At 36.9% G+C, this 13,788-nt stretch carries 12 protein-coding genes; all 12 read right to left on the bottom strand.

The features are described from left to right. Positions 1 to 6 precede the first annotated feature (6 nt). The 12 genes from ACEN4N_RS00205 to rsmH all read right to left on the bottom strand — a co-directional run bounded on the left by ACEN4N_RS00205 (position 7) and on the right by rsmH (position 13,783). Entirely contained in the window at positions 7 to 789 is a 783-nt protein-coding gene (locus ACEN4N_RS00205) for an RNA-binding protein (protein WP_407093473.1), read from the bottom strand. Between the two features lie 16 nt (positions 790 to 805). After that, entirely contained in the window at positions 806 to 1,069 is a 264-nt protein-coding gene (locus ACEN4N_RS00200; protein WP_197104550.1) for a YggT family protein, read from the bottom strand. 125 nt (positions 1,070 to 1,194) lie between these two features. Then, positions 1,195 to 2,496, bottom strand: a complete 1,302-nt coding sequence (ftsZ, locus tag ACEN4N_RS00195; protein WP_407089767.1) for a cell division protein FtsZ — start codon at positions 2,494 to 2,496, stop codon at positions 1,195 to 1,197. Positions 2,497 to 2,525: 29 nt separating this feature from the next. Then, on the bottom strand, positions 2,526 to 4,079 hold the full coding sequence (gene ftsA, locus ACEN4N_RS00190; protein ID WP_407089766.1) for a cell division protein FtsA: 1,554 nt from the start codon (positions 4,077 to 4,079) through the stop codon (positions 2,526 to 2,528). Between the two features lie 142 nt (positions 4,080 to 4,221). After that, positions 4,222 to 5,586: a cell division protein FtsQ/DivIB gene (locus ACEN4N_RS00185; RefSeq protein WP_407089765.1), complete on the bottom strand. Its 1,365-nt coding sequence runs from the start codon at positions 5,584 to 5,586 to the stop codon at positions 4,222 to 4,224. 40 nt (positions 5,587 to 5,626) lie between these two features. Then, complete coding sequence (gene murG, locus ACEN4N_RS00180) at positions 5,627 to 6,739, bottom strand: undecaprenyldiphospho-muramoylpentapeptide beta-N-acetylglucosaminyltransferase (protein ID WP_407089764.1); 1,113 nt, start codon at positions 6,737 to 6,739, stop codon at positions 5,627 to 5,629. A gap of 12 nt (positions 6,740 to 6,751) precedes the next feature. After that, the gene (gene murD, locus ACEN4N_RS00175; protein WP_407089763.1) at positions 6,752 to 8,143 is read right to left on the bottom strand and encodes a UDP-N-acetylmuramoyl-L-alanine--D-glutamate ligase; all 1,392 of its coding nucleotides are present in this window, start codon (positions 8,141 to 8,143) and stop codon (positions 6,752 to 6,754) included. Positions 8,144 to 8,161: 18 nt separating this feature from the next. Continuing rightward, a complete protein-coding gene (gene mraY / locus ACEN4N_RS00170) occupies positions 8,162 to 9,112 on the bottom strand; it encodes a phospho-N-acetylmuramoyl-pentapeptide-transferase (RefSeq protein WP_407093472.1) in 951 nt (316 codons plus the stop codon). A 22-nt stretch (positions 9,113 to 9,134) separates the two neighbouring features. Next, positions 9,135 to 10,640 carry a UDP-N-acetylmuramoyl-L-alanyl-D-glutamate--2,6-diaminopimelate ligase gene (locus ACEN4N_RS00165; RefSeq protein ID WP_407089762.1) on the bottom strand — a complete coding sequence of 502 codons (1,506 nt, stop codon included), beginning with the start codon at positions 10,638 to 10,640 and terminating at the stop codon, positions 9,135 to 9,137. A 14-nt stretch (positions 10,641 to 10,654) separates the two neighbouring features. Further along, complete coding sequence (locus ACEN4N_RS00160) at positions 10,655 to 12,370, bottom strand: peptidoglycan D,D-transpeptidase FtsI family protein (RefSeq protein ID WP_407089761.1); 1,716 nt, start codon at positions 12,368 to 12,370, stop codon at positions 10,655 to 10,657. Next, positions 12,367 to 12,804: a hypothetical protein gene (locus ACEN4N_RS00155; RefSeq protein WP_407089760.1), complete on the bottom strand. Its 438-nt coding sequence runs from the start codon at positions 12,802 to 12,804 to the stop codon at positions 12,367 to 12,369. The genes ACEN4N_RS00160 and ACEN4N_RS00155 overlap by 4 nt, the downstream gene beginning before the upstream one ends. 25 nt (positions 12,805 to 12,829) lie before the next feature. Beyond that, positions 12,830 to 13,783 carry a 16S rRNA (cytosine(1402)-N(4))-methyltransferase RsmH gene (rsmH, locus tag ACEN4N_RS00150; RefSeq protein WP_407089759.1) on the bottom strand — a complete coding sequence of 318 codons (954 nt, stop codon included), beginning with the start codon at positions 13,781 to 13,783 and terminating at the stop codon, positions 12,830 to 12,832. Between the last annotated feature and the right edge of the window lie 5 nt (positions 13,784 to 13,788).

Here is a 13,788-nt window from a genome sequence, read left to right as displayed (position 1 = left end):
TGTAATTTACTTTAAAAGTACATTGACGTTTAATCGATAATTATCTTTCTTAGTCATACCCTCAATATCATTGATCCAGAAGCGTCCAAACTTACGTAATGAAATGATATCATTGATACCAATCTCAATGTCAGGTCTCTCCATTGGAACGAAATTCACTTTCACATCACCTTGTGAGACTGAATTTTTCGCACGCTGTCTAGAAAAATTATAGACTTTGCTTAATAAAGTGTCAAGCCGTAAAGAGCTAGAAATTACATGCTTTACTTCCCATTGTTCTTGTGAGGTTAATATATCATCAAATGATAACTCTTCCAATTGAACTCCAACATTCGCGATTTTAGTCACTTGAGTTTTCAAATAGTCACTAATTGATGCATCAACGAGTGCATGCCAATTCGTTCCATCTGTAATAATATCCCCAATGCGCTCTCTTTCAATTCCAGTTGAAATAAAAGTTCCAAGAATTCTACCATGCGTTAAATTTCCAAATTTTTCTGGATACTTAATGTTGAATAGAACGATCGTAAAATCTTCATCATTCGGTTCATAATACTGCGGATAAATACAGGCTTGTTTACGTTCCGCACCTTCATAACCACCTCTGAAAATAACTGAAATCTCATCTCGGCTTGCGACAAGTTGTTCAACAATCATCTTCTCTCGCGGGGTTAAAAATACAGTTGTATAAGGCGCATAAGTTAAATCTACTTGATCTATCCAACCGAATACTTTATCAATAAACGGTTGCTCTTCGGGTCGATAATGTTGATATATATCATCTGACATTTAATTCACCACATTTTTAAAATAATATTGCTGCCAATATCCAGATTAAACCATCTCGGATAAATCGTAAAACAAAAATCGCAATAATAACATTGAAACTAATGCCCCCTAATGGCGGGATGAATCGATCAAATATATCCAAATATGGTCGTGCTAATTTAACAATAAATTGTCCTAAGGCACTTTCACGGGCACCTGGTAACCATGATAGTAGTGCGTATACGACTAAAACCAGTGTATATGCCTGAAATAAATTAGAAACTAAGCTCAAAAGGCCCAACTATAACACTCCCTTAAATTCTTATCTTATGAATTATAACATAAATTTTTACTTATTGATAAATAAAAAGAGGAACCAATACTGATTCCTCTATTATTTTGATGCCTTAGCATCCTAACTCTTTATTAACGATGACGTTTACGGAAAAATGGTGGCGTATCTAATTCATCTGAATCATTTACTTCACTTTGACGACTTCCAGATCCATCCGTATTTGGACGTTCAAATTGACGTTTAGGTTTAGAGTCTGCTTCAGTTGTATCAACGTCACGTGTGTTTGTTTCTCTATTTATGTCCCAATCACTGAATAAATCACGCTTTTGTTGACGACGTGGTGTTGGTTCGTTTGATTGGCTTGGTGAATCTGGTTGTTGTAGACTTTGAGCTGGTTGAGTTGATTCTGCTGAAGATGACGGTGTATTGAATGAGCGTCTTGGTGGTGTGCTCATTTTATTACGATCAGTCTTCTCATTCTCAATACCAGTTGCGATTACAGTAACAATAACTTCGTCACCTAAATCATTATTGATTGACGTACCGAAGATAATGTTTACATCACCACTTGATGCATTGGCAACAATATCACTTGCATCTTGTGCTTCGAACAAGCTTAAGTCTTCTCCACCTGTAATGTTTAATAAGATTTGTTCTGCACCATCAATAGATACTTCTAATAATGGTGATGAGATAGCTTTCTTAGTTGCTTCAGCCGTACGGTTCTCACCTGAAGATTGGCCTACACCCATTAATGCAGTTCCTTGATCCTTCATTACAGTTTTCACGTCAGCAAAGTCTAAGTTTACGTAACCTGGTGCTGTAATTAAATCAGAGATACCTTGTACACCTTGACGTAAAACATTATCTGCTTCACTGAATGCTTCTAACATTGGAGTTTTACGGTCTACAATTTCTAATAAACGGTTGTTTGAGATAATTACTAATGTATCAACCGCGTCTTTTAAGTTTTTCAATCCTTCAGCTGCAAAGCGTCCACGTTTTGGTCCTTCAAAAGTAAATGGACGCGTTACAACACCTACAGTTAAAGCGCCTAAGTCTTTAGCAATCTTAGCCACGACCGGTGCAGCACCAGTACCAGTACCTCCACCCATACCAGCAGTAACAAACACTAAGTCTGCTCCTTCTAGTACTTCGCGAATTTGCTCTTCACTTTCTTCAGCTGCTTTAAGTCCAATTTCAGGTAATGAACCTGCACCTAACCCTTTAGTTACTTTTGGGCCTAATTGGATTTTGATTTCAGCATCTGAACCTTGTAATGCTTGAGTATCCGTATTTGCAACAATGAATTCAACACCTTGAACTTCATCTTTAATCATACGATTAACGGCATTTCCACCTGCACCACCTACACCAATTACTTTAATTACTGCGCCTTCATATCCCATTGTTGAATCGAATGATAATTCCATTTATATTCCTCCTGTTTATCTATCAAGTCTTAATCAAAAAATGTTTGGAAAAAGTCACGGACTTTTGCCGTTATGCCATTCCCATTACTTTGATCAGTAACAGGCTCTGAATAGTTATTCGCTTCTTCATCTTGCGAATAGTCATCATAGTATGCCGCATCTTCATAACGATAGTCGTCATCAAATGAATTATATTGTTGATAATCATCTTGTTGATTTGAACTAGGCATAGTGTCTGGCATCGTGCGTTGGTCGTTTGCCATTTGGTTTGTCTCGTTAGCTGGTTGACGACGTTGACCGCCGAACAAGTCACCTGATTGTTGACCTCGTGCCGCTTGCCCTTGGTTACGGCCACTAGATGGTGCCGGACGTCTTTGTCCACCTTGTGGCGGCATAGATTGTCTTGGGGCAGCTTGTGAAGGAACTGCAAAAGTTCCTTGAGCAATTCGATGCACATCATCAAGATTTGCAGCATATTCGATCATTCCAAGGCTTGTTGTATAGATTGGATTACGCATTCCCATTTCTTCAGGAATAAATAAGCGAACTTTGCTTCCAAAGTATCGTTTAGCCAAATCTAAGACCCCTGGTAAAGACACAGCTCCACCTGTCAGGACATACCCTCCAGGTAAATCAAGTCCATCGACACGATTCAATTCTTCATATAATGTTTCAAAGATTTGCACTAAACGCGCTTCGATGATTTCAGCAAGATAATGTTCATCTACCCGGACAGGTTCTTTCTTTCCAACTGTTTCAACTGGGAAGTACTCATCGTCAGTAGTTTGACTTGCGATAGCAAAGCCATATTCACGTTTGATTCGTTCAGCAGAATCAAGTGACGTGTTTAGAATAACTGAGATATCTTTTGTAACGAAATCTCCACCCTCTTGATCCACGAATGAATATTTCATTTGGCCGTCGTACATAATTGATGCACTTGATTGGCCACCACCCATATCAACAACCACTGTTCCGAACTCTCGCTCATCTGCTGATAAGGCTACGGATGCAATTGCTTCTGGTTGAACGACAAGTTCACTGATTGATAAACCTGCTTTTTGAACACAGCGTCGAATATTATGGATGATTGTTCTAGGTCCAGTAATTAAGCGCGCATAAAGTTCTAGGCGAACCCCGATCATTCCTCTTGGATCTTTAATTCCATTGAATCCATCGACGATAAATTCTTCAGGAATAATTGAAATAATCTCTCTTTCAGGAGGAACTGAACGAACTTTAGCTGCATTGATTACATTCTCAACGTCTAGGGCTGTTATTTCTCTATTATCGCTGGCAACAGCAATCATACCGTGGCAATCTTCTACCATAATTTGATTACTTGGAACACCAACGATCACTTCGTTAATTTTTACATTTGCTTTGCGTTCTGCTTGAGAAATGGCTCTTTGAATCGAGTTGACTGTATCATCTATATCGACGATAACCCCACGACTCAATCCACGTGATTTTTCATTTCCCACACCGATAATATTAATATTTCCATTAATATACTCAGCGACAACGACTTTAATTGAGGTCGTACCAATATCTAAACTAACAAAAATTTCTTGATTTCTCATTTAGGTATTAACCCCCTTCTGGCTAATTATTTTTCTATATTTTGTTTAATTTTCTTCAATTTCACATTACCTATATTAGCACAAACTTCATTTTAATAGAAGAAAAAAAGATAAATGTAAAAATAATTACATATAACTTATCTTAATTATTATCAAGTTTGACACTATTAGCAGAATTTTCTGCTGGTGTGAAGTATGCACCGACTTCAAAATTAATCACTCCGGTTTGCCCGTCTAATTGTCTTATAATATCCGGATAATATTGTACTTTTTGAGCAAAAGTCGAAATTATGGCATTTATGGTATTTCCATCTTCCATTTCAACAACTATGGCGTTCGGTTTATTTTCGTCATCAGCGGAAGTAACGGTCTCCATCATAGCTAATATATTTGGATCAATTTGACGTAAACCTTGTGCAACTTCCGTCAGTTTACCACTTGTATCGAAGCCGATTAATTCTGGTAATGCTTCATTGGCTATATTTGCTAATTCTTGGTTTCCGGATACATTCAGAATCTCACCGTTATTCAAGACTGGATGGTAACCATCTTGGTTAATTAACCCCACAAGGTCATGTTCGACGACATTAATTTCTAATTGTTTCCAATCAGGTCGATTAAATACGACACTTTCAATTAAAGGATTTTCCTCTTTAATTGTCGCTTCAATCTCTTGTCTTTGGCTCATTACTTCATCTACTTCATCGAATTTATATATTCGAGACGATCCTTTTACAAACGTTTTCGGAACAAGCTCGGTTCCCGTGACGACTAAATTATTCACTTTATTAAACGGCATTAATTTCCAACCCGTCACTAGCATTGTTAGGTATATTAATGCAAAAACCGCAAATAGTACAGTCTTACCCTCTGGCAGGGTCGCATTAGAACTCTTGTTCATCTGTCTATTGACCTTTTGGTGCAAGTTATAATACCAATTGGTTCGACTACCTTGAGGTTGGTTTCTTCGAGAAGGTTTATTGCCAGAGTAATTTCGATTAAAGTTCTGATTTCTGTTCAGATTTTGATTTCGCCTTTGATTCAAATTCTGATTTTGCTGTCTAGTTGCTCTCTCACGAGTGTTTGATTGGGGTTCGTCAAAGTTTCGACTATTTGGTTGATTCGCACGACTATTAGATTCATTCTGATCGCGTCTGTACTCATCCATTTGATATACTCGTCGCTGTTGAACAGGACCTGACTGAGGAGGTATCGGATGAATAACTTGATTCGGTTGATACTGTTCTTCTCGGTTCCGGTTCCCTTCAGCTTGTGTATGTTGAGTCCGACTGAAATAATCTTGCTCAAGTTCATCGCGATTTGTTATGCCGCTTTGCTTTGGTATAATCGGATTTCCATTACTATCGATGCGATAGTTTCCACGAATCGGTTGAGATGGTTCGTTTACCGGTCTAGATTGCCTTGTTTCAGGACTGTTTGATTTCCGATTATTTGGCGTATTTTGAGGCCCTGTTCGATAATTTCCTCGCCGCTCATTATTACTCATAGCTTTCACCTCCTCGAAAATATTTAGTCTTAATTATTTATTAAATAGATTCAACTAATTTAATAATATCATCTATTGCATGTGGCGTACCTAATTTTTTAGCATTTTCTGCCATTTCATTTAATGCTGTTTGATCTAGTATCATTCGGTCAATCGTATGAACTAATTGACTTGAGTCAAGTTGACTTTCTTTTATCATTTCAGCAGCCTGATTATTCACTAATGCTATGGCATTCATCTCTTGATGATTATTCGTAACATATGGACTAGGAATTAAAATACTAGGAAGTCCAAGTGTTGTCAATTCTGCTAAGGTCGTTGCACCACTTCTGCAAACGACTAGATCAATTCTTTGAAATAGTGCTGGCATGTTATCAATGTATGGAACTATTTTAACATTATTAGGTATTTTAATCTGGTTGTCTTCTATATAATTCATCCATTCTGAATGATGAACTGAACCTGTCCCAATAATTACCTGGTACTCTTTCTTAGCAAAGTCTTCGATGGATTCTACAGCTGCTTTATTAATAGCTGGCGCACCACGACTACCTCCAAATATTAGTACCGTTGGTAATTGATCATTAAAGCCATAATTTTTTGATAGAATATGCTCATCTTTAGCATAGTTTGTTACTTCTTGTCCTCTTGGGTTTCCAGTAAATGCCACTTTTTGACTGACTTTTGCAAAGTCATTCTCAACTTCATAAAAAGACGTCGCAACTTTATCTACAAAGCGACTTAAGAATTTATTAGTTACTCCTGCGACACTATTTTGTTCATGAATCAGTGTCGGAATACCTAATTGAGTTGCCCCATAAAGGACAGGTGCACATACGAAACCGCCAGTTCCAATGACTAATTCAGGTTGAAATTCTTTGATTAATTTCTTCGCTTTTTGTGTGCTCGTTAACATTTGCCAAGCGACTTTAATATTATCTAGCGATAAACTGCGTTTTAAACCAGATATTTCAATGGATTTAAAGTCAATATTCGCTTTTGGAACAATACTTGCTTCGAGACCTTTGTCTGTACCGATGTATAAACATTCTAAGTCCGGATTGAGTTCTTTCATTCGATTATAGATTGCAAGAGCTGGATAAATATGTCCCCCAGTCCCTCCACCAGATAAGATGATTCGATTGATTTTCATAATATGATACTCCTATTCATCCGTATATGGTTCTTCTAGTAATAATTGTTCAATGGTATCGATATAAACGTCACCACGAATTTCAAAGTTTTGATATTGATCCCAGCTCGCACAGCTTGGTGATAATAAGACGACTTCACCTTGTCTTGCTTCACGGTAAGCTTTTGATGTAGCTTCTACTAAATCATCAAAAATTTCAATCGAGTTAACGCCCGCAGCTTTAAAGGCTTTTGCCATTTTGTCTTTGGTTTCACCGTAAAGATAAGCTCCTGATACGTTCTTAAGAAAGGGTATTAACTCATCAAATTCATTACCACGATCTAAGCCACCACCAATAAATCGAATGGGTTGCTTGAAACTATTTAAAGCAGTAATCGTAGCGGTAATATTGGTAGCTTTTGAATCATTGTAGAAACTTCGTCCACTGACATTAGCTACCGGCTGAATTCTATGACGCATCCCTTTGTACTCTCTGACTATGTTAGAAATTTCTTGGTTCGAAATGCCTTTTATTTTTGCAACTGCCACAGCCGCTAGGACATTCTCGACATTATGGCTACCAGGAATTTGAATATCTGATAATGGTATAATTTGCTCTTCTTTAAAGTATATCCATTCACCTTCAACATAAGCACCATGCGATCGGACAAACTCATCGATTATTTCAATTGAGAATGGAATAAGTTGCCCTTTAAATTCTTTAACCCAATGATGTAATTCAGCATTATCATAACGATATACGATTTGGTCATCCTGTGTTTGATTGGCTAAAATCTTTAATTTGGCTTTGGCATATTCTTCACGTGTACGATGATAGTCCAAATGAGCTTCATAAATATTGGTAATGACCGCAATTTCAGCGTGAAATTGTTCAGTTCCAGCTAATTGGAAACTAGATAATTCCATGACGATGTCATCATCTTTTGTCGCTTGATCAATAACATCTAAAGTTGGGATGCCAATATTTCCAGCAAGGTAAGCATTCCCTTTTTCTCTTTCAGTTAATAATTCTCTCAGTAAACTTGTTGTCGTTGTTTTACCATTACTACCTGTAATACCTATGATCGATGCCTTACTAAATCTTGAAGCAAGCTCAACATCTGTATAAATTGGGATGTTTTTTTCAATCGCTTTTTGTAAAAAAGGAATTGAATAAGGAATCCCGGGGTTTTTGATAATCATATCAAAATACTTATCAAAGAGTTCTAAAGGATGCCCACCATCGACGATTTGGACGCCATCTTCTAAAAGCAAAGTAACCGACGGGTCTTGTGATAGATCCCCTCGGTCATTAATCGTTACATTTGCTTGTTGTTTAACTAGGAACTCAGCTACACTTTTCCCTGTTCTTGCGTAGCCTAACACTAGTATTTCTTTGTCTGATAAATTCTCGTTCGTTCCCATTCTAAAAATCGCTCCCTATTAAAAGATAAATAATGCAATCAATGCACTAATTAATCCGACAGCCCAAAATACATTTACCACTTTTGATTCACTCCAACCAAGCATTTCGAAATGGTGGTGAATTGGTGCCATCTTAAATATTCTTTTTCCTCGAGTCTTGAAGGATAATACTTGAAGCATAACACTTACTGTTTCAACTACAAAGACAAAACCAATAATTAATAAACTCCATGGATTATTAAGTACGGATGACATCACTGCCAGTCCTGCTCCTAAGGCAAGTGAACCAACGTCCCCCATAAAAATCTTCGCTGGTTTACGATTAAAGATTAAAAATCCAACTAACGATCCAACTACAATCAATGAAGCTGTTGCTACAGTTGAGTTCCCTTCAGCTGCGGCGATAAAGTAATACGCGCCATACGCAATAATATTTAAGCCGGTCGCTAAACCATCTAAACCGTCCGTTAAATTCACTGCATTTGAAAAGCCAGTAATCCAGATAAACATGAATAATCCTACTAACAGAATGTTAGAGATTTCAAAACCAAAAAATGGTATGAAAATATGTTGATTTGTTACCATGGCAATTAATGCAATAACAAAAGCAAATAATAATTGTGTTAAAAACTTCTGTTTAGCAGTTAACCCTTCATTTCTTTTTTTGAAAATACTTATAAAATCATCAATAAAACCAATGGCTCCAAATAATAAGAACGCTAGCCAAATCATCCAGAACTCACCTGAGTAAGACGTTTGGATAAAGCCAAAGATTAACATCGCAAATAAAATAGCTAGGATAAATACTGTTCCTCCCATAGTTGGTGTCCCAGTTTTTACTTCATGCCATAATGGGCCATCTTCCCGTGTTGTTTGACCTAGTTTCTTTTTATTAAAGTATTGGATGAAAAAAGGCATCGCAATGACTGTTAATAAAAAACTAGTCACGATTGGTAAGATAATATTCAATTTTTCGTTCACTCCTTAGTTTTTATAACTGTTTACGATGGATAGCATCAATAACTGTTTGCACTTCATCGTAAGGTATATTGTCGTTTCCAATGACTTGGTAAGGTTCTCCACCTTTACCCGCGAATAAGACAATATCATTTTTTTGAGCAATGTCAATGGCTTGTTGTACTGCTACTACTCTATCTTTTATAATTGAATAAGGTTTATTATCATTATGATGTAAACCAATCATTTCATTGACAATTTTTTCTACTGGCTCAAACCTTGGATTGTCAGCAGTGAATACAATTTCATCCGCATACTTAAATAAGATATCTCCTAATGGTTTCCGCATCCCACTATCGCGGTTTCCGCCACTATGTCCCATCAAGGCAATGAGTTTTTGATCATCTGTTTTATGTTCAATGAGTTCTTGCATTACTCGTTCAAGTGCATCGGGTGAATGTGCAAAGTCAACAATCACTTCGAAATCTTGTCCTTCATCAACAACTTGCATACGTCCAGTGACACCAGTAAAATCTTGAGTCGCTTTCAGAATATCATCTATTGTATATTGGTAATATTTACTCAATGTTAAAAATGCTGCCAAATAATTCGAAACGTTGTAAGATCCACGCATCGGTATTTCTACTGTAAATGACTCTTTTTTGTAATCAATAATAAATTCAGTCTTACCATTTTTCTCAGTAATTGAATGTGCATAAGCTGTAGCTTGAGGATGCTCTAAACTATATGTCACAATATCGGCACTAGTTACTTCTGCCATCGTCGTATGGTATGGATCATCCATATTTAATATTGCAAGTCTTGGTCGGTCATTATGGAAACTTTGTCCTAAATGACTAAACAAAAGACTTTTCGCATTTGCATAACCTTCCATAGTTGAATGGAAGTCCAAATGTTCTCGTGTTAAATTCGTAAAGATGGCACAATCAATATCAGTAAACGATAAGCGTCCTAAAGCTAATGCGTGAGAAGACGCCTCAATGATAGCATCTTCACAGCCTGTTTCAACCATTTCATTGAATAATCTCTGCATCTCTAAAGCATTCGGTGTTGTATTTACTGCAGGATAATATTTGTCCCCTACTTTATAATGCAAGGTTCCAATCACACCTGTCTTACGATCGAGACTTTCGAGTAATTGACTAATCATATTACTCGTTGTTGTCTTCCCATTAGTCCCAGTTACCGCAACAACATTTAGCTTTGTTGACGGTTCATTGTAATATTGGTTTGCAAGTATCGCTTGAGTACGGAAAGTTGATGTTACTTGCACGATGGTTGCATCAAGTTGCTCTGGCTCTTGGGGCAAATCTTCAACAATGATTAATTTTGCTCCCTTGTTAATTACGTCTTCAATCGCTTGATGCCCATCAAAGTTCTCGCCTTTGATAGCAATAAAGCATGAATTATTTTCTACTTTACGCGTATCATTTACTAAACTAGACACTTCAGTTTCTAAATACTGCGTATTAATTATATGTGCATCATATAATACGTTTATTAATTCTTTTTGTTCCATCGTAGTCCTACTTTCTATTCATAAACTGATACATATTCCACAAAAGGTCTAAATATCTCAGCTAATATTTGCGATCCCATTAAATTATGATCATTGGTTGGTCGTTTCATTGAGAAATACAACATATATTTCGGATCCTCGGCCGGGAAAAATGAAACAACTGAGAAATAATAATCATTGGCACCTTCTAAATAACCTAAGCCATCTGGATTGGCAATTTGTGCCGTACCTGTTTTAGCTGCTATCTGAACGCCAGGCACACTATATTCTTGAGCTGTACCATAATCTTCATTCACAGTATTAACCATTAAATCAACGATATGGTCAGCTGCTTCTTCTGAGATTGGTTGATTAACCTCAATTGGTTGAAATTCATCATTCTCTCCAATGCCGTTAAGGTATTGAATTTTCATCATTTTCCCATCGTTAGCAATCGAAGTGAATGCTTGCAATAATTGAATGGGTGTTGTCGCAAATCCTTGTCCGAAACCAGACATGGTTGCAGAAACCGGATTATCAAACTCTACTGTTCCTGTTGCTTCATTTGCCAATCCTGATCCCGTTGTTTGACCGAAACCAAATTCAGATAATTGAGTCGTCCATTTATCTATGCCGATACGGCGAATTAATTCGACAATTGTCACATTACTTGATCTAGATAATCCTTCATCAAAAGTAATCGGTCCCCAACCGTACAAGTTATAGTCTCGAACCGTCACATCTTCAATTTCTGTTGAACCGGTCTCAACTAATTCATCGGGTTTATAAACGCCCATATCATAAGCTGTTCCTTGTGTTAATATCTTCATGGTTGAACCTGGCTCATAAACTTCTTCAACCAATTGGTTGGTCCATTGCGTCTCAATTCCTTCACGAGTATTCAACTTAAATGTCGGTCTTTGAGCAGCTGTTAATAACTTACCAGTCTCAACTTCGACCAAATAAGCACTCATCTCTTCAGGTTGATACTTATTATATGAATAATCAAGTAACTCTTCCATATAATGTTGGAGTCGGCTATCTAAAGTTAGATAAATATCTTCACCCAATAATGTTCGCGTTCTTTCAACCAGGTCAGGATTATTTTCAATGGTGTTTTGCCCACTTAATTCAGCATCATAAGCTGATTCAATTCCGATTTGCCCAGTTAAGATATCCGCTGTCGGCATCCAAGAATTATTCTGTTCTTGCTTCGACGCATAGCCTATCAGATGTGAACTGAAGTAATCGTTCACGTATTGTCTGGAACTTTGACTTACAAAATAAACTCCTGGTAAATCCTCTTCTTCAATGGCATCGCGAGTTTCTTGACTCATATTACTACCCGCTGTACCAAATTCAACTTGAATCGCCTCATAGTTTAATAGTATATCCAAGACCTCATCACGGGTCATATCAATATAATTACTTAATACTTTAGCAGTGTAATCCCTGTCTTCAACTGCGTCGTAGCCATTACCCCCTTGCAATACTGCATACATGGAATAAGAAGTAGTATCAATCGCAATCGGCTGACCTTTAATGTCATAAATCGTGCCACGTTTTGCTTCGATGATACTACTTCTTGGGTCTTGTGAATCTTCGATATATTCTACTAAATCCTCACCATGCGAAGACTGTGTTACGTTTAATTGAAAGAAGCGTGCACCTAACAAAATAAATGTTATAGCTGCGACGCCTATTAATAATAATATATTTAAATTAGAATGATTGCTTTGTTTTTCGCTCATCTCTCAACAGTCCTAACTCTGTCTTTCTCAATAGTCATATTGTTGCTATCCGCTGCTTCTTTAATTTGTTGATAATTGAATTGGTCAGTAATTTGACTATTTAAAATATCAGTATTAGAACGGTATTCTGTAATAGAATCTTCTAAATTATTGATTGAACGTTGTTGCTCAATAATATCCACTCTAATAAAGAAACTAGCCATGATTGCTCCAACGGCTATTATACTACAAAGAGATAACCAGATTGTTTCAAATTTAGATAGTTTTCTTTTCTTTTTGGAAACATTATTTTCTTGTTCTTCAAATGGTTGATCACTTGCTGGTACACTATAGTTTGGCGAGGCAACAGATTGAGAATTATCATAATGATTTCCTAATTTCCGTTCAAAATATTGCTCTTCATTATAATTTGCCTTTTCTAATAGTTCTGACATCCGAGGCCTCCTAAATCCTTTAAATCTATTCTTTAATTGTCGTACGTTCGATGACTCTAAGTTTTGCACTTCGAGCTCGATTATTATGTTCTAATTCTTCAGAGTCAGCAGTAACTGGTTTTCGGTTAATAAACTTATATTCCGGTTGTTGCTCTGCTGGCAGTACTGGTAAATTAGGTGGTGTTTCTGGTGGCGTTGACTTCTCTCTATATAACTGTTTGACTAAACGGTCTTCTAAAGAGTGGAATGAGATAACACTCATACGTCCACCAACTTTTAATAATTTCAACCCTGCTTCCAGTGATTCCTCGAGTGCGCCTAATTCATCATTCACAGCGATACGAATTGCCTGAAAAGTTCGTTTAGCAGGATGTCCACCTGTTCTTCTAGTTGCAGCCGGTATAGCTAACTTCACAATTTCACTTAATTGTGTTGTCGTTTCAATCGGTGCTTTTTCTCTTTCTGATTCAATGGCTCGAGTAATTCTCTTCGCAAACTTCTCTTCCCCATAACGACTAATAATTCTTATTAAATCATTGAAATCCCACTCATTCACAACTTCGTAAGCACTAAGTTCTTGAGTTTGATCCATTCTCATATCTAAACGTGCTTCTTGATGGTAACTAAAACCACGTTCAGCAATATCTAATTGTGGAGATGAAACCCCTAAGTCATAATAAATACCGTCAACATAATCAATATTATATTCTGCTAAACCTTGCTCGATTTCTCTAAAATTACGATGAATAAAAGTTACTTTACCTACTTCTATCTCTTCTGCTAATACAACTTTTGCATTGTCAATGGCTGTCATATCCTGATCAAAGGCATATAAATGTCCGCGTTCTGATAATTGAGATAATAAATACTTAGCGTGACCTGCTCCCCCCAAGGTGCAATCTACATAAGTTCCATTCGGATTAATCTCTAACATATCAATTGTTTCATGCAATAGAACTGTCTCATGTTCAAATGACATTCATA

This window comes from Ruoffia sp. FAM 20857 (genome assembly GCF_045528645.1).
Lineage (GTDB): Bacteria > Bacillota > Bacilli > Lactobacillales > Aerococcaceae > Ruoffia > Ruoffia halotolerans.
Note: the sequence above shows the minus strand (reverse complement) of the source record. Positions and strands in the feature narration are given on the sequence as shown.

Bases quoted from the DNA above. Each gene is read 5' to 3' on its own strand.
- ACEN4N_RS00205 (WP_407093473.1), bottom strand. From the start codon at position 789: ATGTCAGATGATATATATCAACATTATCGACCCGAAGAGCAACCGTTT.
- ftsZ (WP_407089767.1), bottom strand. From the start codon at position 2,496: ATGGAATTATCATTCGATTCAACAATGGGATATGAAGGCGCAGTAATT.
- ftsA (WP_407089766.1), bottom strand. From the start codon at position 4,079: ATGAGAAATCAAGAAATTTTTGTTAGTTTAGATATTGGTACGACCTCA.
- ACEN4N_RS00185 (WP_407089765.1), bottom strand. From the start codon at position 5,586: ATGAGTAATAATGAGCGGCGAGGAAATTATCGAACAGGGCCTCAAAAT.
- murG (WP_407089764.1), bottom strand. From the start codon at position 6,739: ATGAAAATCAATCGAATCATCTTATCTGGTGGAGGGACTGGGGGACAT.
- murD (WP_407089763.1), bottom strand. From the start codon at position 8,143: ATGGGAACGAACGAGAATTTATCAGACAAAGAAATACTAGTGTTAGGC.
- ACEN4N_RS00165 (WP_407089762.1), bottom strand. From the start codon at position 10,640: ATGGAACAAAAAGAATTAATAAACGTATTATATGATGCACATATAATT.
- ACEN4N_RS00160 (WP_407089761.1), bottom strand. From the start codon at position 12,370: ATGAGCGAAAAACAAAGCAATCATTCTAATTTAAATATATTATTATTA.
- ACEN4N_RS00155 (WP_407089760.1), bottom strand. From the start codon at position 12,804: ATGTCAGAACTATTAGAAAAGGCAAATTATAATGAAGAGCAATATTTT.
- rsmH (WP_407089759.1), bottom strand. From the start codon at position 13,783: ATGTCATTTGAACATGAGACAGTTCTATTGCATGAAACAATTGATATG.